The 24621-nt window shown below is 69.9% G+C and carries 25 protein-coding genes; 7 read left to right on the forward strand and 18 right to left on the reverse strand.

Features of this window, described 5'->3' with window-relative positions:
• On the reverse strand, positions 1-987 hold a 987-nt coding region (locus ABD205_RS00680), incomplete at its 3' end, for a DUF222 domain-containing protein (protein ID WP_344041356.1).
• Positions 988-1301: 314 nt separating this feature from the next.
• Here ABD205_RS00680 and cysD point away from each other — a divergent pair.
• From cysD to ABD205_RS00710, 6 genes are all read left to right on the forward strand, one after another.
• The gene (gene cysD, locus ABD205_RS00685) at positions 1302-2216 is read left to right on the forward strand and encodes a sulfate adenylyltransferase subunit CysD (protein WP_344041358.1); all 915 of its coding nucleotides are present in this window, start codon (positions 1302-1304) and stop codon (positions 2214-2216) included.
• Entirely contained in the window at positions 2216-3478 is a 1263-nt protein-coding gene (gene cysN / locus ABD205_RS00690; protein WP_344041359.1) for a sulfate adenylyltransferase subunit CysN, read from the forward strand. The genes cysD and cysN overlap by 1 nt, the downstream gene beginning before the upstream one ends.
• A gap of 155 nt (positions 3479-3633) precedes the next feature.
• Complete coding sequence (locus tag ABD205_RS00695; RefSeq protein ID WP_344041361.1) at positions 3634-4932, forward strand: hypothetical protein; 1299 nt, start codon at positions 3634-3636, stop codon at positions 4930-4932.
• 177 nt (positions 4933-5109) lie between these two features.
• On the forward strand, positions 5110-5733 hold the full coding sequence (locus tag ABD205_RS00700) for a hypothetical protein (protein WP_344041363.1): 624 nt from the start codon (positions 5110-5112) through the stop codon (positions 5731-5733).
• Between the two features lie 103 nt (positions 5734-5836).
• Positions 5837-6040: a hypothetical protein gene (locus ABD205_RS00705; RefSeq protein WP_344041365.1), complete on the forward strand. Its 204-nt coding sequence runs from the start codon at positions 5837-5839 to the stop codon at positions 6038-6040.
• Between the two features lie 111 nt (positions 6041-6151).
• On the forward strand, positions 6152-7249 hold the full coding sequence (locus tag ABD205_RS00710; RefSeq protein WP_344041367.1) for a glycosyltransferase: 1098 nt from the start codon (positions 6152-6154) through the stop codon (positions 7247-7249).
• A gap of 45 nt (positions 7250-7294) precedes the next feature.
• On the opposite strand, the gene ABD205_RS00715 is transcribed toward ABD205_RS00710, so the two are convergent.
• From ABD205_RS00715 to ABD205_RS00780, 14 genes are all read right to left on the reverse strand, one after another.
• Positions 7295-8329: a glycosyltransferase gene (locus ABD205_RS00715; RefSeq protein ID WP_344041369.1), complete on the reverse strand. Its 1035-nt coding sequence runs from the start codon at positions 8327-8329 to the stop codon at positions 7295-7297.
• Between the two features lie 112 nt (positions 8330-8441).
• Positions 8442-9668 carry a lipopolysaccharide biosynthesis protein gene (locus ABD205_RS00720; RefSeq protein WP_344041371.1) on the reverse strand — a complete coding sequence of 409 codons (1227 nt, stop codon included), beginning with the start codon at positions 9666-9668 and terminating at the stop codon, positions 8442-8444.
• Between the two features lie 80 nt (positions 9669-9748).
• Entirely contained in the window at positions 9749-10813 is a 1065-nt protein-coding gene (locus ABD205_RS00725) for an acyltransferase family protein (RefSeq protein ID WP_344041373.1), read from the reverse strand.
• Entirely contained in the window at positions 10810-12129 is a 1320-nt protein-coding gene (locus ABD205_RS00730) for an O-antigen ligase family protein (protein WP_344041375.1), read from the reverse strand. Before ABD205_RS00730 ends, ABD205_RS00725 begins: the two co-directional genes overlap by 4 nt.
• Before the next feature lie 10 nt (positions 12130-12139).
• Positions 12140-13543, reverse strand: a complete 1404-nt coding sequence (locus ABD205_RS00735; protein ID WP_344041377.1) for a tyrosine-protein kinase domain-containing protein — start codon at positions 13541-13543, stop codon at positions 12140-12142.
• Positions 13544-13616: 73 nt separating this feature from the next.
• Positions 13617-15362, reverse strand: coding sequence for a DUF4012 domain-containing protein (locus ABD205_RS00740; RefSeq protein WP_344041379.1), 1746 nt, complete (start codon positions 15360-15362; stop codon positions 13617-13619).
• A gap of 91 nt (positions 15363-15453) precedes the next feature.
• The gene (locus ABD205_RS00745; RefSeq protein ID WP_344041381.1) at positions 15454-15753 is read right to left on the reverse strand and encodes a hypothetical protein; all 300 of its coding nucleotides are present in this window, start codon (positions 15751-15753) and stop codon (positions 15454-15456) included.
• Between the two features lie 209 nt (positions 15754-15962).
• Positions 15963-16253, reverse strand: coding sequence for a hypothetical protein (locus tag ABD205_RS00750; RefSeq protein ID WP_344041383.1), 291 nt, complete (start codon positions 16251-16253; stop codon positions 15963-15965).
• Positions 16254-16354: 101 nt separating this feature from the next.
• Positions 16355-16651 (reverse strand): DUF1416 domain-containing protein, encoded by a 297-nt coding sequence (locus ABD205_RS00755; protein ID WP_344041385.1) that lies wholly within the window; start codon positions 16649-16651, stop codon positions 16355-16357.
• Positions 16651-17499 (reverse strand): sulfurtransferase, encoded by an 849-nt coding sequence (locus ABD205_RS00760; RefSeq protein WP_344041387.1) that lies wholly within the window; start codon positions 17497-17499, stop codon positions 16651-16653. Before ABD205_RS00760 ends, ABD205_RS00755 begins: the two co-directional genes overlap by 1 nt.
• A 78-nt stretch (positions 17500-17577) precedes the next feature.
• A complete protein-coding gene (locus ABD205_RS00765) occupies positions 17578-18051 on the reverse strand; it encodes a DUF4395 domain-containing protein (RefSeq protein WP_344041389.1) in 474 nt (157 codons plus the stop codon).
• A 223-nt stretch (positions 18052-18274) separates the two neighbouring features.
• Positions 18275-18766, reverse strand: a complete 492-nt coding sequence (locus ABD205_RS00770) for a thioredoxin family protein (RefSeq protein ID WP_344041391.1) — start codon at positions 18764-18766, stop codon at positions 18275-18277.
• Positions 18767-18896: 130 nt separating this feature from the next.
• Positions 18897-19781, reverse strand: a complete 885-nt coding sequence (locus tag ABD205_RS00775; protein ID WP_344041393.1) for a hypothetical protein — start codon at positions 19779-19781, stop codon at positions 18897-18899.
• Positions 19782-19894: 113 nt separating this feature from the next.
• Positions 19895-20161: a MoaD/ThiS family protein gene (locus tag ABD205_RS00780; RefSeq protein ID WP_344041395.1), complete on the reverse strand. Its 267-nt coding sequence runs from the start codon at positions 20159-20161 to the stop codon at positions 19895-19897.
• Positions 20162-20292: 131 nt separating this feature from the next.
• Between ABD205_RS00780 and ABD205_RS00785 the strand changes: the two genes are divergently transcribed.
• Positions 20293-21027 carry a response regulator transcription factor gene (locus ABD205_RS00785; RefSeq protein WP_344041397.1) on the forward strand — a complete coding sequence of 245 codons (735 nt, stop codon included), beginning with the start codon at positions 20293-20295 and terminating at the stop codon, positions 21025-21027.
• Between the two features lie 23 nt (positions 21028-21050).
• Here the strand turns inward: ABD205_RS00785 and ABD205_RS00790 are convergent, their stop codons facing one another.
• The 3 genes from ABD205_RS00790 to ABD205_RS00800 all read right to left on the reverse strand — a co-directional run bounded on the left by ABD205_RS00790 (position 21051) and on the right by ABD205_RS00800 (position 24517).
• Positions 21051-21782: a sugar transferase gene (locus ABD205_RS00790; RefSeq protein WP_344041399.1), complete on the reverse strand. Its 732-nt coding sequence runs from the start codon at positions 21780-21782 to the stop codon at positions 21051-21053.
• A 4-nt stretch (positions 21783-21786) separates the two neighbouring features.
• On the reverse strand, positions 21787-22806 hold the full coding sequence (gene galE / locus ABD205_RS00795; protein WP_344041401.1) for a UDP-glucose 4-epimerase GalE: 1020 nt from the start codon (positions 22804-22806) through the stop codon (positions 21787-21789).
• Positions 22807-22933: 127 nt separating this feature from the next.
• Positions 22934-24517, reverse strand: coding sequence for a glycoside hydrolase family 16 protein (locus ABD205_RS00800; RefSeq protein WP_344041403.1), 1584 nt, complete (start codon positions 24515-24517; stop codon positions 22934-22936).
• Positions 24518-24621: the final 104 nt, after the last annotated feature.

Here is a 24621-nt window from a genome sequence, read left to right on the forward strand (position 1 = left end):
GCGGCCCAGGTCGAGGACCTCGCTGTGGGTGCCGAGGACGGCGGGGATGAGTCCGTGGCGGGCGGCGAGGCGGCGGGCCTGGCCGGGGCTGATGGCCTGGCCGGTGTCGAGGTGGGCGGCCCGGAGGTCGCCGAGCAGGGTCTGCAGGTCCATGGTGACCACGACGGTGGGCTGGCAGCCGCCGGTCTGGGGCAGTCGGCCGGCGGGGATCCGGTTGAGGAGCTCGATGAGGGCGTGCCCACGTCGTTCCTCGGCCGACAACCTGACGCCGGTGGCGGAGTCGTCGGCCGGGATGGGGTCGGGTCGGCCGGGGTTGAGGAGTGCCCCGAGCATGCGTTGGAGTCGGACCCCGTCGAGCAGGGGGATGCGGAAGCTGCCGGTGGTGGTCGCGGTGACCTCGTCATGAGTGAGGTTCAAGAAGGTGGTGCGGGCGGCGCGGGCCTCGGCGCGGGCCAGCTGGTCGGCGAGGCGGGCGTCGGCGCCGTCGGGGTCGATGACCTCCTCGAGGTGGTCGGCCAGCCGGCGCAGGGTGTGGGTGTCGTGGGTGTGGGCCTGCCCGGCCAGGTACTCCTCGGCCTGAGCCCGAACGCCACCGTCGACCTGGTCGGGCAGGGCCTCGACCGCGGCGAGGATGACCGTGGCGGAGGCGGCCGGGAACGCGCCGCTCGCGAGCGCTGTCCGGGTCAACGGATGCTCCTCCAACCCCCGAGCCAGCGTGATCTGCCGTTTCGCGACACCAGGTGCGAGTCGGGTCCGGTCGCGGAGCCAGGCGACCAGGCTGGTCTCACCGTCGTAGGCGGCCAGATCGCACCGGTCCGCCTGGGCCACCAGAGCCAGGGCGAGCTGCTCCAGCCGCGCCACCGCGGCATAGGCCTCACGCAGGCACTCACCCAGCTGCTCCGGCGACAGCGCCCACAACCGATCGACCTCGCCCCCGTCCAGCACCCCGTCCAGCACCTCGTGCAACCGACCCAGGAACCGATGCACCCCCGCCACCCGCGACGCCACAGGCCGACCAGGTGGCTCGGGGTTCACAACACTCATCAGGACTCCACGGATGCACGACACGGACAGAGGAGAACGGTCTGCTGATCGACGTGGAGGTGGAGCCACCGGAGTGACTGACGATCGACGCCAACCGTACACCTGTTCGAATGCGATGCCAAGCCCTCACCACACGAACCCGTCGGCGTACCGCCCACGCTCTGGCACGGGTTCGGCTGACGCGGCACCCCCGTCTACGATGAGGGCTGCCCTCGCGGGCTGGACCCACAGTGCTGCGTCCAATTTGAAGGGAAGCCATGACCCAGACCCACCCCGACTATCGGCTGAGCCAGCTGGACCAGCTGGAGGCGGAATCGATCCACATCTTCCGTGAGGTCGCCGCTGAGTTCGAGAAGCCGGTGCTGATGTTCTCCGGCGGCAAGGACAGCATCGTGATGATGCGCCTGGCCGAGAAGGCGTTCTACCCCGCGAAGATCCCGTTCCCCGTGCTGCAGGTCGACACCGGTTACGACTTCCCCGAGGTGATCACGACCCGTGACAACTGGGTCAACCGGCTGGGCGTGCGGCTGATCGTCGCGAGCGTCGAGCAGGCGATCGCGGACGGCATCGTCGTCGACGACGGCAAGACGTCGCGCAACCGCCTCCAGATCGGCACGCTGCTCAACGCGCTGGAGGAGGGTGGCTTCACGGCCGCCTTCGGCGGCGGTCGACGCGACGAGGAGAAGGCCCGCGCCAAGGAGCGCGTCTACTCCCACCGCGACGAGTTCGGCCAGTGGGACCCGAAGAACCAGCGCCCGGAGCTGTGGTCGCTCTACAACGGCCGCCTGCACGAGGGCGAGCACATGCGGATCTTCCCGATCTCGAACTGGACCGAGCTCGACATCTGGGACTACATCGGCCGTGAGGGCATCGAGATCCCGGACATCTACTTCTCCCACCGGCGTCGCGTGTTCGAGCGCGACGGCATGCTGCTGACGGAGTCCGAGTTCAACCCCTGCCGCCCCGGCGAGGTCGCCGAGGAGCGCACGGTCAGGTTCCGCACCGTCGGCGACCTGACCCTGACCGGCTGCGTCGAGTCGGGTGCGAGCACGGTGCAGGAGATCATCGAGGAGGTGGCCGTGGCCCGGGTGACCGAGCGCGGTGCCACTCGTGGCGACGACCGCTTCAGCGAGGCGGCCATGGAGGACCGGAAGAAGGAGGGCTACTTCTGATGGCCACCAAGATGGATCTGCTCCGATTCGCGACCGCCGGCTCGGTCGACGACGGCAAGTCGACGCTCATCGGGCGTCTGCTGCTCGACTCCAAGGCGATCTTCGAGGACCAGCTCGCGGCCGTGGAGGCCACGAGTGAGGCCAAGGGGCACGACTACACCGACCTGTCGCTGCTGACCGACGGCCTGCGCAGCGAGCGCGAGCAGGGCATCACGATCGACGTCGCCTACCGCTACTTCGCCACGCCGAAGCGCAAGTTCATCATCGCCGACACCCCGGGCCACGTGCAGTACACCCGCAACATGGTCACCGGCGCCTCCACCGCCGACCTCGGCCTCGTGCTGGTCGACGCGCGGCACGGCATGACCGAGCAGTCGCGTCGTCACGCGGTGCTGCTCTCGCTGCTCCGCGTGCCGCACCTCGTGCTGGCGATCAACAAGATGGACCTCGTCGACTACGACCAGGAGATCTACGACCAGATCGCGGCCGACTTCACCCAGTTCGCGACGAAGCTCAACGTGCCGGACCTGGAGGTCATCCCGATCTCCGCGCTGCAGGGCGACAACGTCGTCGAGCGCTCGGAGAACATGAAGTGGTACTCCGGTCCCACGCTCATGCACCACCTCGAGAACGTCCACGTGGCGTCCGACCGCGACCTGGTCGACGTGCGGTTCCCGGTGCAGTACGTCATCCGGCCGAAGTCCGACGAGCACCACGACTACCGCGGGTACGCCGGCCTGGTGGCCGGAGGCGTCCTGAAGCCGGGCGACGAGGTCGTCGTACTGCCGTCCGGGATGACGTCGCGGATCGCCGGCATCGACCTGTTCGACAAGGAGGTCACCGAGGCGTTCCCGCCGATGGCGGTGACCGTCCGGCTCGAGGACGACGTCGACGTCTCCCGTGGCGACATGCTCGCCCGTGTCAACAACGCTCCCAGGCCGAGCCAGGACATCGACGCGATGGTCTGCTGGATGACCACGACGCCGCTGCGGCCGCGCCAGAAGCTGGCGATCAAGCACACCACCCGGTCGGCGCGTGCGCTGGTCAAGGACGTGCAGTACCGCCTCGACGTCAACACGCTGCACCGCGACAGCGAGACCAAGGAGCTCGGTCTCAACGAGATCGGCCGGATCCAGCTGCGCACGACCGTGCCGCTGCTGGTCGACCCGTACTCGAAGAACCGCACGACCGGGTCGTTCATCCTCATCGACGAGGCCACGGGCGTCACCGTCGGCGCGGGGATGATCAACGCCGCGAGCTGACTGCGACGCACCGATCGGGTCGTTCGAGCACTGCTCGGACGGCCCGATCTGCGTCTCCGGACGCGATCGGGGGGGCCGGCCTGGCCGCACGGCCACGGGGAAATTACCCGATCGAGGTCATTCAGCATCGGGGGGCGACTTCCGACTGTAGGTGCATGAGCATTCGCGTCGGTCGCCGTACGGCGCTGATGCTCGCCGCCCTGCCGCTGACGGTCGTCGCGGGTTCGAGCGAGGTCGGTGGCGGGGTGTCAGCGGCGCCAGCCGCCCCGGCGCCCGCTCGCGCCGCAGGCGAAGGCGTCCCCGCCCTGGCCGCGGAGCCCGCCCTGCCACGCACAGCCCGCGCCGGAGCCCGTACGGCGGCGCGGACCGGCCCGCGCCAGCAGGCCCGGCTCAACAGGCTCTTCAAGAGGCCCTACCGTGCGTTCACCCGCCAGCACGGCAGGCGCCCGTGGTGGAACCGTCCCAGCGGCGCGCAGGGCGCCGAGTGGGTCTACCCCTACTTCCCCGCGGCCTGCTACCAGGCCGACTCCCGCGCGGGCGGCACCGCCGCCTCGGCCTGGCAGGTGCTGTGGGTCTACCCCGACAACCGGCCGAGCAGGCTCGCCACCCGGTTGCGGACCGTGCGTCTCTCGGTCCGGGGCGCGCAGTCGGTGTATGCGGCCTCCGCCGGGCGATACCTCCGCAACCAGCGCGACCTGTTCGCACGGTCGCTGGCGCCGCGATTCGTCACCACGTCGCGCTGCCAGCCCGACGTACGGCCCGTGAGGGTGCCTGCGTCGGTCTACGACACCGGCCGCACCTGGCCGGGGTCGTCCTCCCCCACTCCGTTCGGGCCGGGCACCGTCACCGACTGGCTGCTGGCGCACGGCTACGACCGGCCCAACCGCAAGTACCTCGTCATCCTGCAGTCGTCGCCGTCGTACGCTCCGTCGTGGGCCGGGATCAGCGAGGATCTCGCCGCGGGCGCGGGCTCCGGGGACGGCCGCGGGGACGAGACGCCGACCCGCGACAACCTCGCCAACTACACGTCCTTCTCGTACGTCGACTCCTCCTGGGTCTTCCTCGGCGGCCGCGACGTCGCCGACACGGTCTACCCCGCCCAGCTCATCGCCCACGAGATGACGCACTCGCTCGGCGCGATGACGGCGTCCGCTCCGCACGACAGCAGCGTGAACCCGCTGCATCCCACGGACTGCTGGGACCTGCTCTGCTACGACACCGCCACCGCCGGCCAGACCTACAGCAACGGATGCGGCACCAAGGCGACCGCGAGCGACCTCGCGCGCAGCCACCTGAGGTTGGACTGCAACCGCGACGACTACTGGGCGCCCGCCACCGACGCCGGCGCCCCGGCCGCGTCGTGGACCCGGCAGCGGTGGGCGGTCTCCTCCAGCAGCTTCCTGTACGGCAACCCGCAGCCCACCGCCGCGCAGCTCGCCGCCCACCAGCGCTAGGACGCGGCGACCGGCCACACGAGGCCAGCACTGGGGCTTCCCACGGCTCACTGGTCGATCCCCCGTTCCGGGGATTCCTTCCGCTCGCCGCTCGATGCGGTCGGCGGCCGTGCGACGTTCACTCCGTGCCCGTTTCGGGCCGCTGCGCAGTAGTCGTAGAGGCTGGGAGGTCAGACCGTGAGCTGGTTGACGACGAAGTCCGCCGAGAGGATCCGGCCGGTCGATACGGAGGTGTGGCGCGAAGCCACCGCGGGCGAGTTCCCGCAAGCCGAGCAGGACGGTCTGCTCCGGCACGAGCTGTACGACCGCATCGACGAGCAGCGGGTCGAGGGCGTGTTCCTGACCCGACGGAGCATCTATGCCCGCTCCTTCAGCCCGATCTCGGAGAAGTACTACGGACCGCTGACGCACGTGCCGCTCGATCGGATCCTGTGGGCCGGACCGATCGGCGCCGCCGACTCGGCACGATGGGGGCTCGTGGTCGCGGAACCGGACGCCGACGTCGAGCGTGGCGAGCAGCCGCTGACGGCATACGCCTACGAGTGCGGCAGCACCCGGGCGGCCCGTGCCCGCTCACAGGACTTCGTCGCCGCGCTGCGCGACGTGATCCCGACCGACCTGTTCCGCATTCTCGACAGCCCGCAGGCCGCGGACTCCGCGCGGAAGTACGAGGCCGGGCTGCTCCTGTCGGCCACCGTCGACGCCCCTGATCTCCGCAGGGACCTCGAGCGATCCTGGGAGGTGCTCGACGCGAGGAGCCGCGGGCTGCCCGTCCCGACCCGCCAGGCTCAGACATCCTGATCCCCTCGCGTCGGGCCGCGCTCGTCCGCTCATACCTCAATTGGGGCATGAAGAGCCGGCGCGGTCGAAGGACGATGATCGCGACGAGGGGAAGGGCAGGCTCATGACACTGACCGAGGTCAAGGCGATGGTGGGTCGTCACACGCCATCCCTCCGCGACCCTGCGATCGGAGAGGTCGACGCCTGTCCCGCCTGCGGTCACGGCCCCCGCCTCCGCCTCCGGCGCGGCTGCTCCGAGCGGCTCCAGGTCGTGTACGACAGCGACGAGGTGCGCTGCGGCTGCCTCAACGACTTCCACCGACGGTGACACAAAGGCAGCGGCGGGCCACGGAACGCCTACATTTCACCTGAAACACCTACCTCGCGGCCTCACCCGACCTACGCTCGGCGCGCATGTTCACGTCGGGATGAGGTACTCGTGGGTCGGTCGGTCGCCATCATCGGCACGCGAGGATTTCCGAGCTACTACGGAGGCTTCGAGACCGCCGTACGCGAGCTGGCGCCATACCTCGTCGAGCACGGGTGGGACGTCACCGTCTACGGCCGGAAGAAGGCCATCAAGCCCGAGGACCCGCTGAACGGCACCGGGGTCGTGAGCCGGACGACGCCGGGCCTCGACTACAAGTCGCTGAGCACCCTCACGTACGGACTGACCGCGAGCGTGCACGCGCGCATCAAGCGGCCCGACGTCGCGCTCGTCATGAACGTCGCCAACGGCTACTTCCTGCCCCTCCTGAAGAGGGCCGGGATCCCGACCGTCGTCAACGTCGACGGCATCGAGTGGGACCGCGACAAGTGGGGCTCGACGGCCCGCAAGGTCTTCTACCGAGGCGCCCTCCTCACCGCCCGGCACGCCGACACCCTCGTCTACGACGCCCACGGGATCGGCGACTACTGGCGCAACGAGTTCGGGCGCGACGGGGTCTACATCCCGTACGGCGGCCGCTTCCGCGACGAGCTCCCGGTCGAGCCCGGCCTCGAGCACCGCGGATACGTCCTCGCCGTCGCGCGCTTCGTGCCGGAGAACACGATCCCCGAGTTCCTCCTGGCCGCCGAGAAGCTGAGCACCGAGTGGCCGGTCGTCATCGTCGGCTCCAGCGGGTACGGCGGCGAGCTCGACCAGCAGGCCGCCGAGCTGGCGTCGCGCCGGCCGAACATCCAGTGGCTCGGCCACGTCGCGAACGACGACCGCCTGCACTCGCTCTGGCAGCACGCCGGCGCCTACTTCCACGGCCACAGCGTCGGCGGCACCAACCCTGCGCTCGTCCAGGCGATGGCGCTCGGAGCGCCGACCGTCGCGCGCGACACGGTCTTCAACCGGGAGGTCCTGCGCGAAGCCGGCGTGTACGTCGCCCCGACGCCCGAGGCGATCGTTGACGGCGTCCAGGACCTGATGACCGACCGCGCCCGGCAGGACGAGCTGTCCTTCGCCGCCGAGACGCGCGCGCGTGGGGCGTTCACGTGGGATCTGGTGTGCGGGCGTTACGAGCAGGCGCTGGTCGATCAGCTCCGCTGAACGCTCACCGGCCAGAACGGGCGGCGCAGGCGGTGACGGCTCGACTCAGACAGGCAGTCCGACAGCGCGCAGCACTTCAGCGGTCTTCCAGCGCCACGTGACGTCCTGGGGGAAGTCCTCCGGGACACGCTGAGCCCGGTCCTCGAGACGGGATGCGTCCTTGAGCCATCCGGCGTGCTCGGACGAAGGGAGAACCGTGACCGCGGAGAAGCCGCGGTCGCCGATCCCGATGATCGGAGTGCTGAGGACAGGCAGACCAGCCGCCCGGTACTCGTAGGTCTTGATGACGTCGCCGCCGACCTCTCCGGCGCCGACCCGGTGCGGGACCCAGCCCACATCGAAGCTGCGGAGCAGGTCCGGCATGTCCTCGTAGTGGACGTCGCCGAGCCACTCGATGTTCGGGAAGGTCTGGTGGAAGCTCCGGAACTCGCCGTCGAGCACGGGACCTGCGAAGACGAACCTCACGGCCGGATTCGTGCGCGCAGCATCGGCGATCAGCTCCAGGTCGAGTCTCTCGCCGATCTTGCCGACGTAGCCGACCGTGAAAGGCCCGCTCGCCCGGCTCTGGAGATCGAACCGCTCCGGGTCGACTCCGTTCGGGAGCAATCGCGCGTCCGACCTGCCGAAGCGCTGTGCGAGGGCCAGCGTCCCCTCGGAGTTGGCCGTGATGGTCGCCGCTGAGGCGAACATCCGACCGTAGGACTCCTCGACTTCCGCCCGCAGGTTCCGGAACGCGTAGTGCACCGTCCAGTCGTCGAGAAGGTCGAGGTGGACGTGCGCAGCGGACGCCGACAGTCGCGGCCACCACGATGAGCGCCCGAGCATCGGGTTCCAGACGACCACCGGTCGGCCGTCCGCCTCGCGCGCACGCTCGGGGAAGCAACGCAAGGAGTCATCCCACCAACGGAACCGGTCGTTCAGCGCCGGCAGACGCAGCGTCACCGGATCGACGTACTCCACGCCGGTCAGGTCGTTGGCGCGAGGTCGTGCGCGGACGCGGTCGAGAACGGTCTTGACCACGGGCTCAGGACGACTGAACACCTCGACGACCGCTTGGGACGGATCGAGCAGCTTGCTCATCCACTCGATCATGTGGCCGTCGCGCGTGCGGTATCCCTCGGAGCGGAACTTCCTGTGTCCGTGGATGGGAAAGGCCATCACAGCGTTGGGCGCCGTTCGCACGGTTGTCTCCTTATGCGTCAGCGGGCAGGCCGCGCACGTACGCGCGGGCGGCCACGGGGAGGTCATTCAGTCTCGGGATGAAGCTGCTCGCACCTCGAGGCAGGCTGCGCAGACAAGCCACCGCTGTGACGACCCGGCAGATGAGGACCGCGATCGCCCCCCACAGTGCCCCCGCCCAGCCTGCGCCAGCAGCGAAGACCGTGACGCCGACGACGAGGCCGCCGACCTGGGCTGCCGTCATCGACCACCCCCGTCCCTGGGCTGCGAGAAGCTGGGACGTCGCGAAGTTCAGGACGTAGAGGATCGAGCCGGCGACCGCGACGAGCGCTGGACCGATCGCCGGCCGGTACTCCTCCCCGAACAGGGTCGAGATGAGGAGGGGCGTGAGGCAGGCCATCGCCAGTGCGAACAATCCTGCGGAGGCCAACGAGATCCTCACGATGAGGGCGCAGAACTCGGCCAGCTCCACGCCGGTCCGGGTCGCCGCGTCGCGATAGCCGAGAACGCCCAGCGTGTTGGCGAGGACCGCTGCGAGCGACGCGATGGTCATGGCGACCGCCAGGTAGCCACTCTCGCGGCCTCCGATGACGAGCACAGCGAGCAGCGGGATGAGCGTGTTGCTCCCTGTCTCCGCGATCTGGCTGCCGGCATAGGAGACGCTCTCGACCAGCAATGGTTGGGGCCTGGCACGGGCCCCTCGCAGGGAGACGCGAGCCGCTGCGGCAGCAGCGATGACCGTTGCGAGGATGCTTGCCACGAAGACGACCAGGAGTGATGCGACGGTCATTCGATCGGCGAACCAGAGCCCTGCCGCACCCAACGACATGGTTGCCGACTGCGCGATCTGCACCACGGCGATCGCGGCGTAGCGATGCTCGATCACGAGGCAGCCCTGCAAGCAGAGGCCGAACGTCTGGAGCACCGCCGATCCGCACGCGATCGCGAAGGCCGCGATCCCGACCGATGTCAGGCCCGGAAGCATATGGCGCGCCACGAGGAAGCCGATGCCTACAGCGGGCAGCAGCATGGCGGCACAGATCCACATCGCGGTCCGAATCGCAGCCCCGCCATCGCCCCGCGCGGCTTCTCGTCGCACGGCGAGGGGCAGCCCCATCCCGAACAGGACCGGCGCGAGCGCGAGACCTGCGATCGCGGATCCGTACAGCCCACGCTCCGCGGGCCCGAGGTCGCGCGCGATCAGCGGCGCGACGACGAACGGGAGAATCATGCTGCCCATCTTTGAGAACGGCAGAATGACCGGAGAAGCTACTGCGCGCCGAAGTCGGCCATCGGGGCGGATCCCGCTGCGACCGCGTGTCACGGGGCTACGGCCTCGGCAAGCGCTGCCCCCTCATGCCTGCGCATCGAAAGCGAACGACCGATGTCCTGGAAACGCCGGTCGATCAATCGCCGCCCGTACGCAGCCACAACAAGGGCAAGCGGCACTCCTACCAGCGCCAACCAGATGCCGCCGACGCCTGCACGCTCCAGCAGCAAGAACACAATCGCGTGCACTAGGTACAACACGTAGCTGATATCGCCCAACCAGGAAACAAGTCGAGGCATTGCCAGCGCCCTCAGGCTGTAGAGCAGTACGAACAGCCCGATACCAACCACATACGCGAAGTCGAACGACCACACATTCCATCCTCGCGAGTCGACGAACACACCCGGCCACTGCAAGACGGCACCCAATAGCGGCACCAAGAGCAGGCCGGCCGCGAGATATGGCATCCAGACTCTGCTGCCGCGTGAGTCGCGAAGGTAAAATGCATACCCGATCGAAGCCGTGAATATGCAGAGCGGCGCGACCGCATCGAAGTCATGCTTCGACAGATTCGTAATGACCGCGAGTACACCGAAGAACGCAAGCCAGCACCATCCAAAATGAACGGCCTTTGACAGAGGCACGAACCTCCGCGACAAGGATTGTTGGGCGTAGAAGACGAGCTCGTTACCGAGCGTCCATGCCGGGAAGAGGATGGACGTCAGGCCAACAAATCCTTGGAGCATGGTTATGTTGATGACAATGGTCGGAAGATCCAACTCGTAACGGCCGCTCCACTGCTTCCAATCGCACGCGATCCAGATACATACGCAGATCCAGTAGGTTGGATACAAGCGCCAGAATCTTCTGATCCAGAACACCCGAACCGTTTGCCTATCGAGACTTAGGGCGACGACGTAGCCGCTGACCATGAAGAACGCGACGATGCCCACCCGGCCGAAGTTGAGCCACTGCTGGCCCCCGTGATTGGCAAAGTTTCCAGCCTCAATCGCATGCCCGATCACCACTAGGAGGGCTGCGAGGCCCCGGATTCCGTCAAGAAATTCGACGCGTCCGCTCGAACTCTGCCGAACCTCGTGCATCTCTGAGCTCACCTTGCCATCACAGTTCCGTCACTGACATCGGTCTGAATCTTCCGCGCCGCGGAGCGCGCTTCTCTGCCTGATCTACGGGTCAGACCCAGTCCAACGAGCACGAACAGCAAGTAAGACACGGGCAGCGTCTCGATGGCAGACCCGGTCAAGCCGAGCCCCATGAGACCAACGAGGACCAAGCCGCCTGTCAAGCCCCGCGTTGTTCCGAACTCCAGGTGCCGCCATGCCAACGCGAGCACGATGAGGAACATGGCCAAGCCAATGACGCCGCCCTCGACCACGAACTTAAGAAGGATGTTGTGCGACGTGACGTGCCTAAGCGGGGCCGGGAAGTACAAGTCCATGACATCGCCAGCGGCACCTGGGCCCCACCCGAACAGCGGTGACTCGCGAAACATGAGTAGGCCCTCATGCCATCCAGGAAGCCGACCTTCGAAGCGATTGTCCTGTGAGAAGTGACGGATCGAATCCAGGGTTCCTACAAAGCCTGCGTCAAGTTTGAAAGCCAACACCAGCGCGCCCACCGCCGCCACGCCGCAGACAAGGATCCGTCGGGCCAGGCTCGAGAACGATTGCGACAACAGAACAAAGGCAAGCACGATCATCGCGACTGCGACGTATGCGGTGCGAACTTGCGTCAGGTAGATGCCCGTGGCGCCAAGCGCGATGAAGAGCAAGCCGGTTCTTCGAGCTTCCCTGGACACGGCGACACCGATCCCGACCAACGTGATTCCGCACAGCGCGGCATGGAATGGACCCGCGAAGATGCCGTGCATCCGAACGATGCCGTCGATCTGGCCCGTGTATTGATCCGCTTGTGTACTTCCTGCGACGCGCGATGCTAGGTCGGGCAGGAACAATTGGAGCGCAATCGATATCACCATGCCGGCCGCGAGCAGCCCTGACGTCCAGCGCCACGCGGACTGGACCTTGGCCCTTGCTATCGACGCGCCAAGGACGATGCCCCAGAGGGCCAGCATCGACTTCCGAATGCCGAGCATGCCGACATTCAGACCGGGCACGTTCGGCAGCAAGAGCAGCGCGCTCCAGTAGCACGTGATCAGGAAGACCATGGGCACTACGCACCCCGTAGGACGCTCCTCACGGTCCTGAGACGCCCACGCGGCCAAAGCTCCGACGACTCCCATCGCTTGGATGGGAAGCGAGAGGGCGCCGGGCATCAGAGAGCTGAACGTGAGGGCGGTGACGAACGCGACGAATGTCTTCGGCGCCTTCGATGGCGTTCGACGCAGCGACGCCCAGATCACGAGGACAACGCCGCCACAGAGGCCGAGCGCTATGTAGGCGAAGTCCACCGCGAAGCCCTCAGGCCCTTGCAGGGAGGCGAGTAGCCGACTCGCCGCTCTGGTCCACGACATCCGCCTGCTCGGGCGCGTAGCCGTACCCGTAGCCGTAGCTCTGGTCCTTGCTGGGCACCATGTTGAGCACGACGCCCACGAGCCGTGCGTCGACCTGCGAGAGGCGCTGGGTGCTCAGCTTCAGCTGCTCGCGGGTCACCTTGCCGTGGCGGATCACGAGGATCGCGCCGTCGGCGTGCGTCGCGAGCAGGGCGGCGTCCGTGACCGGGAGCAGGGGCGGCGCGTCGATGATGACGATGTCGTACACCTCGCGCAGGCCGGCAAGGAGGTCCTTCATGGCCTTCGACTGGAGCAGGTCGGCCGGGTTCGGCGGCACGGGGCCGGCGGCGAGGAAGTCGAGCGCGGTCCGCTCGTCGTGCTGGAGCGCGTCCTCGAGCTTCACCTTGCCGACGAGCACGCTGGTGACGCCGACGGCGCCGTCGAAGCCGAGCGCCTTCGCGGCGCGCGGCCGGCGCAGGTCGCCCTCGATGAGCAGCGTCCGGATGCCCGTCTGGGCGAGGCTGATCGCCAGGTTGAGCGACGTCGTCGTCTTGCCCTCCTCGGGCACGGCCGACGTGAAGACGAAGATCTTGCTCGGGCTGTCCACGTCGACGAACTGCAGGTTCGTCCGCAGGACCCGGAAGGCCTCCGCGCGTGGCGAGTGGGGCGGCAGGTCGCTGAGCAGGGTCGACGCCTTGTCGGCCGCGTCGTGGCCGATCGCACCGAGCACCGGCTTGTCCGCCACCTGCTCGACGTCCTCGGCGGAGCGCACCCGCGTGTCCAGCATCTGTCGCACGAGCGCGACACCGAAGCCGACCAGCAGACCGAGCACGATCCCGAGCGCGACGTTGCGGATCGGCTTCGGCGAGACGGGGGCATCGGAGAAGGACGCGTTGTCGACGATCGTGGCCTTGATCGGCGCCACGGACTGACCCGGCGGGGTCTCGAGCTGGCGCACCATGTCGGAGAGGTTCTCGGCGTAGGCCTGGGCGATCCGCTGCGCCTGGTGCGCGTCAGGGTCGGTGACGGTCAGGGTCAGGTTGACCGTGTTCGTCGCGACCTTGGACGCGACCTTGTCGGCGAGCTCGTCCGGGGTGAGGTCGAGCGCCAGCTCGTCGATGACGGTGGAGGCGAGCTCACGGCTGGAGAGGAGGTCGGCGTACGACTGCACACGCGCGAGTGAGAACTGGCCGCCCTGGTTGAGGACGCTCGTGTCGGTGTCCGACGTCGAGACGAAGAGGCGCGCGCTGGAGGCATACTCCTTCGCCTGCGCGAGCGTGAGTCCCACCGAGGCGACCGTGCACACGACAGCGACCACGACGATCGACACCCAACGCCGACGTACGACCTTGAGATAGTCGCTCAGTTCCACCTGTTGCTCCAGTTCCTACCGAGGCCTTGAACCTCGGGCTTCCCGAGAGGATCCGCTGCTCCGAGCGACTTCCTCAGCATGCCGACGGCATGCTCATTGACTTGCTGCCGGCCTCGATCGAGGGCGTGACGGACAGGCGTCCTGCACCGGTCTGTCCCGGGCCGGACGTCATCGTCCAGCTCAGGTCCTTGACCTCGCCCGGCTTGAGCAGCACCCACAGCGTCCGGACCGGGCGGCCCTCGAAGTCGGCATCAGTCTGGTCGAAGTCGAGGCCGTTCGTGTCGAAGTTGGCGAACTTGCCACCCTCCGGCGCGAAGATCTGTACGACGACCAGCTGGCTGCCCAGCGACTCGGCCGGCACGCCGTACCCGAGGACGTACTCCGGCAGCGCCGCCTTCGCGTCCTTCGGCGCGGTCGAGCGCACCGTCAGGCGGCCCGACATGCTCTGCACGCCGCCCTGGCACGAGGTCGCCGTCACCCGGGCGCCGTAGCGCAGGTAGTAGGACATCTTCCCGAGCGTGCCGTCGGCGAAGTAGATCCCGACCTGCGGGCTGCGGGTGCTGGTCGTCGTCAGCTCGCCCGCGACGGCGGTGCCGGCGAGCTCGCCCTGGACGGCGGGGTCGAAGTCGTGGACGAGGACGCGCCGCTCGGTCGCGCCGCGGCGCAGGGCGTCGACCAGGTCGCTGCGCGATCCGCCGAACGACGTGAGGCGGTCGAACACGGCCACCGCGACGTCACGGAAGAACACGTCCTGGTCGGCCGGCGCGGCGATGCGCACGTAGGCGTTGTGGAGCAGTTCGTCGACGACGTTGTCACCGGTCAGCCGGACCCCGTCGACGGTGATCGGGCCGAGCGCGCGCAGGAGGTAGGACAGCGTCACCGTGTCGACGGAGACGACACCGTCCACCTCGCCGCCCTCGACCTGCTGCCAGCGGGCCTTCCAGAGGGCGGCGCTGCGCGGGAAGTCGGGCGTGAGGTTGCCGTCGAGGAAGTAGCGCCCGAGGTTGTCACCGAAGAGCGTCCGCTCCGCAGCCGTGAGCGGCAGCACCGGCGCCGGCGCGTGTCCGAGGGCGGTGCCGGTGGCCTGCTTCACCATGCTGATCCGACCCTTGTCGGCACGGATGAGCGAGACCGAGCCCGGGAGGCCGCCGGTGGCCCGGATCTCGGCGTTGTTCTGCATGACGAGGAGGTAGCTGCGTGGGCCGTCCGCGCCCAGCATCACCGGCAGGACGCGCAGGGTGCGGTCCGCCGCGGTCAGGGCGTCGTCCGCGGAGGCGATCTGGCGCTGGAGGTCCAGGTACTTCGTGCGCAGCGGCCCGACGAACCCGCGCGGGTCCTGCCGCGACAGCGCGACGCGCGCCGCCGCGAGCGCCCGGTGCACGTCGGCCACGGGCTGCTGCAGCCGCTCGACCGCCTGGACGTCCACGGTGCCGTCGTGCGGCACGAACGCGTCCATGTCGCCGACCGAGCGGGCCAGCCCGTCGAGGCCACCCGCACCGAGCGCGTCGGCCGCCTGGCTCACCGCGCGGACGCCCTCGGCGTCGTCGCCGATGGCCGGCAGCTTCGTCAGGAGCGACCAGACCGGCGAGTCGGTCCGGTGGGCCGCCGTCGAGGCATGGCTGCTGAAGTCGTCGAGCGCGCGCGACGCCGCCGCCGGGTCGGCAGCGGACACGGCCGCCTTGGCGGCCCGGGCGTCGTCGGCGGCGGCGGCCAGGGCTCTGCCGGAGTCCCAGACCAGCCAGCCGGCGTACGCGACGATCGCGACGACAATGGCGGCGACCGAGCACAGGGCCAGGCGCCGGGGGTGGTGAACCCGCACGTTTCTCACTTCCACACCGCGGATCGAACAGCTGAGGTCAGGGACGAGAAAGGCCCCCGGTCGGCAGACCGGGGGCCCATCCGTTCACGCGTCAGCGGCGGTAGTGCTTCTCCGCAGTGCGGATGCGCTTCTTGAGCCGGTCGAAACGGGCCTGGGAGATCGCACCGACGGCCTTGTACTCACGCAGCTTCTGGATGTACTTCGTGCCGCGTGCGTGCGACATCTTGTGGATCTTGATGAGGTGGTTGACCCGGTCGATGATGGGCTTCGGGTTCGGACGGGCCGGCCCGTACGACGCCGACGTGACCGCGTTGGCAGCCGGACCCCCCTGAGCAACCACTCCGGTCGTCATGAGCACCGCCATGAACGCGCTCGCGATCAGCTTCTTCATCCCACATGTCCCCTTGTTCTAGGTTCTAGTCCCGCGACTCGCCGAGCGAGCGACACGTCCAAGCGCAAACCCAACCATGGGCCCCCAGGGGCCCGCAGGCTTTGCGCGAAATTCCTTGGATCGTTCGATGGACTGCCGATAACCCACGCTCAGCCCACGACGTCGGAGTGGTGTTCGTCACGCTCGCTGGTCTAGGCCAGCGGCTGCTCTCAGGCGAGCCCGGAGCGGCCGTGGTGGGCCGGCCGGTGGCGCGACAGATCGGGTTGCGGCCGCGGCGCATCGGCGATGCGGATGTGCGCGGCATCGGTCCACGCCTGGTGCACGTAGACCTTCTCGCCGTGCGCCGGCGCACCGCCGGACCATGCGGAGATCACCCAGCCCTCCCAGTGCCACCTCGCGTCGCGCTGGACCTGCCGCCAGGCGAGCAGGATCCCCGGCTGCGGGTTCGCCCACGACCCGGTCACGTCCGTCCACACGAAGGTCGGGAGCGGCGTGGCCATGCTCCCATGTTAGAACTGGTGTTCGATTGCCGCTGCGGTCGGCCCCGAGGGACGACGAAGCCCGCCCGGGATCCCGGGCGGGCTTCGAAGGGTCGGCGACGTCAGAGAGCGATCTGGACCTCGGCGACGTTGCCGACGGACGCCTGCACCAGCCGGTCGACGGGGTCGACCTTCGGGGCGAGCGTGCGCAGCGTCCACTGGCCGTCACCTGCGAAGAACCGGAAGTGGCCGGTCGCGCTGGTCGGGACCTCCGCGGTGAACTCACCGGTGCGGTCGAGCAGCCGGACGTATGCGCCGCCGACCGGGCTGCCGTCGCGCACGACCTGGCCCTGGATGATCGCCTCCTTGGCGACGTCGACGCCGGCCAGGCTCAGGCCGCCCTCGGTCGCGCCGCACATCAGGCCTCACCCCTCTCGTCACCGAGAGCGACGGGTACGCCGACGAGGGAGCCGTACTCGGTCCACGAGCCGTCGTAGTTCTTGACGTTCTCCTGGCCCAGCAGCTCCTTGAGCACGAACCAGGTGTGCGAGCTGCGCTCGCCGATGCGGCAGTAGGCGATGGTGTCCTTGCTCCAGTCGACACCGGCCTCGCTGTAGATCTGCTTCAGGTCGTCGTCGGACTTGAAGGTGCCGTCGTCGTTGGCCGCCTTGCTCCACGGGACGTTCGCAGCGGTCGGGATGTGACCCGCACGCTGGGCCTGCTCCTGCGGCAGGTGGGCCGGGGCGAGCAGCCGGCCGGCGTACTCGTCGGGGCTGCGCACGTCGACGAGGTTCTTCACGCCGATCGCCTCGACCGTCTCGTCGCGGAAGGCGCGGATCGAGAGGTCCTGCTCCTGAGCCGTGTACGACGTCTCGGCGCGGCTCGGCTTCTCGTCGGTCAGCTCGCGGCTGTCGAGCTCCCACTTCTTGCGGCCGCCGTCGAGGAGCTTGACGTCCTGGTGGCCGTAGAGCTTGAAGTACCAGTAGGCGTAGGCCGCGAACCAGTTGTTGTTGCCGCCGTAGAGCACGACGGTGTCGTCGTTCGCGACGCCCTTGCCCGAGAGCAGTGCCTCAAACTGCTGCTTGTTGACGAAGTCGCGGCGGACCTGGTCCTGCAGCTCCGTGGTCCAGTCGAGCTTGATGGCGCCCTTGATGTGGCCCTTGTCGTAGGACGAGGTGTCCTCGTCGACCTCGACCAGGACGACCTTCGGGTCATCCAGGTGCTCCTCCACCCACTGGGCGGAGACGAGGGAGTTCTCGCGGCTCATGTGTTTTCCCTTTCGTGTGCGCCGTGGCGCTGTCTTCTCGGTGCGCCGTGGCGCGGTGCATCGCGGGTGTGGAGTTCTTCAGTGGGTGAAGCGCTTGATGAGCAGGTAGATCTCGCAGCCCAGGCAGAACCTGAAGACCGCGTTGAGCGTGGCCGCCACCAGCGCGAGACCGATCGCGATCTCGCCGACAGTGGTGGCGCCGGCCAGGAAGGCGAGCAGGGCGACGCCGGTGAACACAGCGCCGACCGCCTGCGCGAACCGCGGCGGCGCCGGGTCCTCGAGGTGGTCGGGGCTCGACAGCCGCGGCCGGACGAGCGACCGGAAGACCTCCGCGTGCGGGGTCTTCGTGACGCCGGCCGCCGCACCCCAGACGAAGAGCGCGGTCTGGACGGCCGTGAGGACGGTGCCGACGACACCGCCCGCGGTGGCGAGGATGACGACGAGCACCACCACCGTGACGGCCGCGTTGAACTGCGGGCCGCGCGGGTCGATGCCGCCCTCGACGCCCGGGTGGGCGCTCGTGGCTGGACCAGCGGTCTGCTGGGTGGACATGGCTCTCCTCGGGCCGCACGACGGCGGCCGGGTGATCGGCTGGGGCAGGTTGCTAGCTCAGGCCGACATTCGACACAGCGACGAGCGCACGCGGCAGTGATCCACTGCGCGGCGCTTGGTCAGCATGGTCGAGGACATGTGGCAACCCTAGGACCGACGCCGGGAGGCCCCAACTCGGTGTCTCATATTTCGGATGGTCGTCTCATTTTTTGGGACGCGGGCGTCACACCGGCAGAGCGGTGAGGACCTGCTCCTTGCGGGGCGCGCCGGCGGCCCGCGCGATCTCCCGGCCGGCGGCGTCGAGCACCAGCGTGGTCGGCGTACGCAGGATGCCCAGGCGACGTACGACGTCGAGGTGGTGCTCCGCGTCGATCTCCACGTGGACGATGCCCGGCACGACGTCCGCGACCTCCGACAGCACGCGACGGGTGACCCGGCACGGTGCGCAGAACGCGCTCGAGAACTGGACCAGCGTCGCCCGCTCCCCCAACCCGTGGGCCCCGGCGGCGGGACCGAGCTGCGACCAGGCTGTCTCGCCCGCCGGTGACGGGTCCTCGGCCGGCGCGGGCTCGTGAGGCTCGTGACGCTCGGGCGTGGGCGCCGCGACACCGCGGACCGTGTGCGTGCCACGGAACCGTCCGTCGGTCAGGGCACGGAACGTGCCGAACAGCAGCGCGACGGCGACTGCGACGACGGCCACCCAGAGTCCGGTCATGTGGGTCCCAACGTCGTGCCCACGTGACGGCATTCCTGCGGCACCGCCGCCCCGTCCCGGGAAGCAGCGAGGCCGCCGCGCGGATCGCGCGACGGCCTCGCCTCACGTGCGGCGGATCGGGCCGGGTCGGTCAGGAGGGCAGGCCGGGCAGGCCGGGCAGACCGGGCAGACCGGGCAGACCGGGCAGACCCGGCAGACCCCCGCCGAGAAGCCCGTCGAGGCCCGTGCGGATCTGCTCGAGCACGGGGTCGAGCTGGGCGAGCGGGGTGCCGGCCAGTGCGCTCTCCACGGCGCCGACGACCTGGTCGATCAGGCCGGTCGGGTCGCTCGGGATCTGCGACGGGTCTGTCGGGATCTGTGCCACCGCCTGCTCGATCGCGTCCGCCACGGTGCGGGCAGGGATGCCGGCCTGGGTCAACGCGTCGGCGACCTGGTGGATCACCCCGACCAGCAGGCCCGGGTCGACGCCACCCGCCAAGGCCGCGGCGACCTGGTCGACCACCGGCTGCAGCCGGTCGAGCGGGGTGCCGGCGATCGCGTCACCGAGCGGGCCGAGCGCGGGCTGGAGCTGATCGATCGCGGCCTGCGGGACACCCCGCTTGACGAGGGCCTGGGTGAGAGCGCTGGTCACGTCGCCCGATCCGGCCGGCCGGGAGGGCGAGGTGGCCCGGGCGTTGCAGCGGCTCGCGGCGGCGTCGGCCGAGCGGTAGCGCGCCTGCGCCGCCCGGTAGTGAGCCTGGGCATGCCGCTTGGCCGTCCGTGCCTTCTGGACCTTCTTCTGGTTGGCCCGGGTGTGGTGCTTGTTGTAGGTCCGGTTCGCCTTCTTGAGCTTCCGCTTCGCCTTGGCGTAGGCCGCGGCCTGGTGGGCGGCCTCGTTGCGGGCCGCACCGGCGGCCTGGTTCTCCGTGGCACACGGCGCGGCTGCACGGGCCTCGACCGCGGTCACCATCGTCAGGCCGCCGATGGTGAGTGCGAGACCGGCGACGCTCAGCGCCGCCTTCCGAAACACGATCATCCTGTTGCTCCCTGCCTCGGGGTCGCTCCCATCACGACCCGTTTCCAGGCACCACAACGAGACCTGCGTCACCCAGGACACGGGGCCGAAAGCAAAAGTTACCGGCAGGTCACCTAGCCGCCGGCGAAGGGCGGCAGGAACTCCACCGACTGCCCCGGCTCGACCAGCACGGTCGCCGGGTCGAGCCGTTTCACGGGCCGGTCGTCGACCAGCACCGAGCACACCTGGAGCACGTCGGCCAGGCGGGTGCCGGGGTGCAGGTCGACCGCCCGGCGGACCACCTCGGCGAGCGGCAGCGACGACTCGACCTCGAGCTGGTCCTGGGCCGCGCCCGCGGCCGCCTTCGCCGCCGCCCAGTAGCGGATGCGGATCTGCGCCATCTCATCCCGTCCGGTTCGCCGACATGTGTCGTGTCGGTTTCGCTAGTATGCGCTGACGATCAACTCACCGAGGCTCAGCGTTGCGTCTTGGTGCTCCTCGCGCCGCTCCCGTCCCACCCGGAGGTCGAGTCATGAGCACCCTTCTTCTCCTGACCAGCGCACTCCAGCCCTCGATCGAGGTGCTGCCGGGCCTCTCGCTGCTCGGACACGCAGTCAAGATCCTGCCCGCCGAGGGCAGTGCGCTCCTCGAGGCGCCCGACTCCGACCTGCTGCTGGTCGACGGTCGCCAGGACCTCGCGCACGCCCGTGACCTGTGCCGCCTGATCCGGGCGACCGGCACCGACGTCCCCGTCCTGCTCATCGTGACCGAGGGCGGTCTCGCGGTCGTGTCGCACGACTGGGGCATGGACGACGTCGTCCTGCACACCTGCGGCCCGGCCGAGCTCGAGGCGCGCATCAAGCTCTCGATCGGTCGGCTCGGCGCCCAACGCGACGCGGCCGACCCCGAGTCGCACGTGATCCGGTCCGGCGAGGTCGTCGTCGACGACGCGACGTACACGGCCAAGATCAGCGGCCGTCCCCTCGACCTGACGTTCAAGGAGTTCGAGCTCCTCAAGTTCCTCGCCCAGCACCCCGGCCGGGTGTTCTCCCGCCAGCAGCTGCTGCAGGAGGTCTGGGGCTACGACTACTTCGGCGGCACCCGGACGGTCGACGTGCACGTCCGCCGCCTGCGTGCGAAGCTCGGCCCCGAGAACGAGACGCTCATCGGCACGGTGCGCAACGTGGGCTACCGGTTCGTGCTGCCGAGCAAGTCGGCCGAGTCCGACGCCAGGCTCGTCACGCCCCGGGTGGACGCGGACGCCTGACGACGTACGTCGTGAGGCGCCGCTCAGCCGGCACCGTCACCGCTGACCACCGCGCCGACCGTGCGGGCCAGCAGCACCACGTCGACCCACAGGGACCAGTCGTCGACGTAGGCCAGGTCCAGGTCGACCGTCTCGTCCCACCCGAGCCGTGAGCGACCGCTGACCTGCCAGGCCCCGGTCATGCCGGGCCGTACCTCGAGCCGCCGCCGCTCCCGCGCGTCGTAGCTGGCGACCTCCTCCGGCAGTGCCGGACGCGGGCCGACGAGCGACATCTCGCCGCGAACCACGTTCCACAGCTGGGGAAGCTCGTCGAGGGAGGTCCGCCGGATGAAGCGGCCGACGCGCGTCACTCGCGGGTCCTCGCGCATCTTGAACATCGGCCCGTCAGCCTCGTTGAAGGTGCGTAGCCCGTGCAGCCGGACCTCGGCGTCCACCGTCATCGACCGGAACTTGTAGATGGAGAAGTGGCGGCCGTGCCGCCCGACCCTCGTCTGCCGGAAGATCACCGGCCCCGCCGAGTCGAGGCGGACGGCCAGCGCCACCGCCAGCATCGGCACGGCGAGCAGGAGGAGCAGCAGGCTCGCCAGGGCACGGTCCGCGCCTGCCTTGACCGCCTCCTGCAGCGGGGAGCGGCGGCGCCCGGCGCGCGCGGGCACGATCAGCAGGCGGCTGCGGTGGGGTGCGTGGTCGGCGAACCGGCGCGGCGCGCCGTGCGCGGCCAGGTTCCTGGTCAGGTGGGTCGTCAGGTCGCTCATCGGATCAGCGGTGGCCCGCCCACGCCGACCGGACCATGTCGTGCAGGGAGCGCTCGGCCCGCCAGCCCATCGCGTCGTGGATCCGGGTGACGTCCGCGACCACGCAGGCCGGATCGCCGGGACGTCGGCCGACGACGACGGGCGCGGCCGCCACGCCCCTCACCCGGCCGACGGTCTCGACCACCTCGGCCACCGAGGCGCCGCGCCCGGTGCCGACGTTGAACACCTCGCCGTGCCGCCTGTCGCCCGCGAGGTAGGCGAGGGCGGCGACGTGGGCCGCGGCGAGGTCGCGCACGTCGATGAAGTCGCGCACGCAGGTGCCGTCGGGGGTCGGGTAGTCGTCGCCGAAGATCCGTGGCTCCTCGCCCCGTGCCAGGGCCGTCAGGACCAGCGGGATGAGGTTCGTGGCCCCGTGGTCGGCGAGCGCGGGGCGCGCGGCGCCGGCGACGTTGAAGTAGCGCAGGTTGACGGCCCGCAGACCCCAGGCGCCGTACGCCGCCCGGTTGAGCCACTCGCCCGCGAGCTTCGTCTGCCCGTACGGCGACAGCGGCACCGTGGCCGCGTCCTCGCGCACGCGCCCGCCGCCCGGCCCGGTGGCGACGTCGCCGTAGACCGCTGCCGAGGAGGAGAAGACCAGTCGGTCGACGCCGGCCGTCGAGAGTGCGTCGTGCAGGGCCAGGAGGCCGTCGACGTTCTGGCGGTAGTACCACGCCGGCCGCTCCACCGACTCGGCCACCTGCTTGCGGCCGGCCAGGTGGACGGCCGCCTCGACGCCGTGCAGCCGCATGGTGCTCACGAGCGCCGCCGTGGCGCCGGGCGCGGCCAGGTCGACCTCCAGCACCGGCACGCTGCTCGCCAGACGATCGGCGTTACCGGTGCTCATGTCGTCGACCACCACGACCCTGGCGCCCGCCCGGAGGAGCAGGTCCACGACGTGCGCGCCGATGTAGCCCGCCCCGCCCGTGACCATGACCGTGCCGAGGCCGGCCTCCGGACTCGCCCCTCCGTGCCGATGCTCCGCCATGTCGTGCCCCCGCGCTGTCCCGAACCGGTCGCGAGACCGGGCCACGACGGTCGTGGCAGCCAGGAGAGCCGGGCACGTGCGGGCTATGACGCGGGAGGTCGCAACTTCCCGCGGCCTGCTCCGGCGGTCAGTCCACGCCGAGCGGCCGGTACACCCGCACGTAGTCGACGAGGAGGCCCGCCGGCAGCGCCGTCAGCAGGCCGTCGGTGGGGTCGGCGTACCCCCAGTAGTCCTGACCGACCTGCAGGTTGAGCCGGATGTCCACGGGGCCCGCCAGCGCCGCCGTCATCCAGGGCGCGTCGGATCGCCGCACCGTGCCGACCACCTGGTGGTCCATGCTGAAGACCAGGCAGTCCGGAGACCAGTCCACGGCGTACAGGTGGAAGTCGTCGGCGACGGGCGGAGCACCCACCAGCGTGCCCCAGCCGGAGCGACGTTCGGTGCCCGGCGCCGAGTTGGTGTCCTCGTGCACCGTCCACTGGTAGGAGCCCGAGCGGTAGCCGGGGCGGGTGGTCGGCTCGCCCCATGCCTCCGCGACGTCGATCTCACCGGGCGAGCCCTCGGAACGCAACCAGAACGCCGGCCACAGGCCGCGCGACGCACCGACCACGGTCGGCAGCTTCGCGCGCACCTCCCAGCGCCCCCACTGCCGCGCGTACAGGCCGATCGTGTCGAGGTAGCCGCTGGTGTACGGCCGGCCCGCGACGTCCTCGCGACGCGCCTCGATGTCGAGCAGGCCGTCCGCGACGGAGACGTTGCCCGCCCGGATGCGGGCCTGGTCGTAGGACAGCGACTCACCGTCTCGGACCCGCCAGCGACTCGTGTCCACGGTGGTCCCGGTGAACTCGTCGGCCCAGTCCAGCTCGCCCTGGTCCGGTCGGGAGTAGTCCAGGCCCTGGCAGGCCGCCGGGACGGAGTCGCCGGTCGCTCCCGAGGTCGCGGAGCCCGGGGTGGTCGCCTCACTCGCCGGGTCGGTCGGGGCGGTCGGGGCGGCCGGGCCCGCCGGAGTGCCCGGGGTCGTCGTGCTCGCTGGACTGGTCGGGGCCGGGGTGGTCGGGCTCGCCGTCGGCGCGCCGGCCGCATCCGCCGCATCCGCCGTGCTCGCCGTGCTCGCCGTCGTCGCCGCCTGAGGCGTGACCGCGACGATGCGAGCGGTGTCGATCTGGACGTGCCCCGGACGCCGGGGCCCGCCGGCGAGCACCCGGACCCGGACGGCCTGCGTCCCGGGCGAGGTGACCACCGCGACCTCGCGCCAGGCCCGGGTGGCCTGGACACGCGCCTGTGCCCGCACCGGCCGCCCTCGGCGGCCGTCCGCGACGAGCTGGACGGTCACCGGCTCGCGCCCGCCGACCGCGCGCAGGCGGACGTTCGCGACGAGCTCCTCACCCGACCGGGCACCTAGCCTCGGCCCCACCGCACCGACCCGACCGTGCCCACGGCGACGAGACACACTGAGCGCGCCGTCGCTGCGTGCGACGTGGCGTACGGACGACCCGGCACCCGCCCGCCAGCCATCGACGCCGTGCCGGAAGCGGGCCACGGTCACCACGCGCATCGTCGGGATCGGGACCGCCGTCCGCTCCTGCCCGGTCGCGCCGGAGGCACTCAGCTCGTGACCACCCGCCCCGGGCATGTCGCCCGAGACGAGGGTGACTCCGACGGCCAGCCAGACGACCGGCGTGGCAGCCGCGATCCAGAGCGCACGCCTCATCTTCACTACCCCGATCTCCCCGAGAACAACTGGTGCGGATGGGCCTGGAGTGACGATCCCGGCCCGCCGCGAGGTCCGAGACTGGCGTCCCGAACGGGATCGGT

Origin of the sequence: Nocardioides panacihumi, from assembly GCF_039530925.1 — a bacterium.
GTDB classification, from domain to species: domain Bacteria; phylum Actinomycetota; class Actinomycetes; order Propionibacteriales; family Nocardioidaceae; genus Nocardioides; species Nocardioides panacihumi.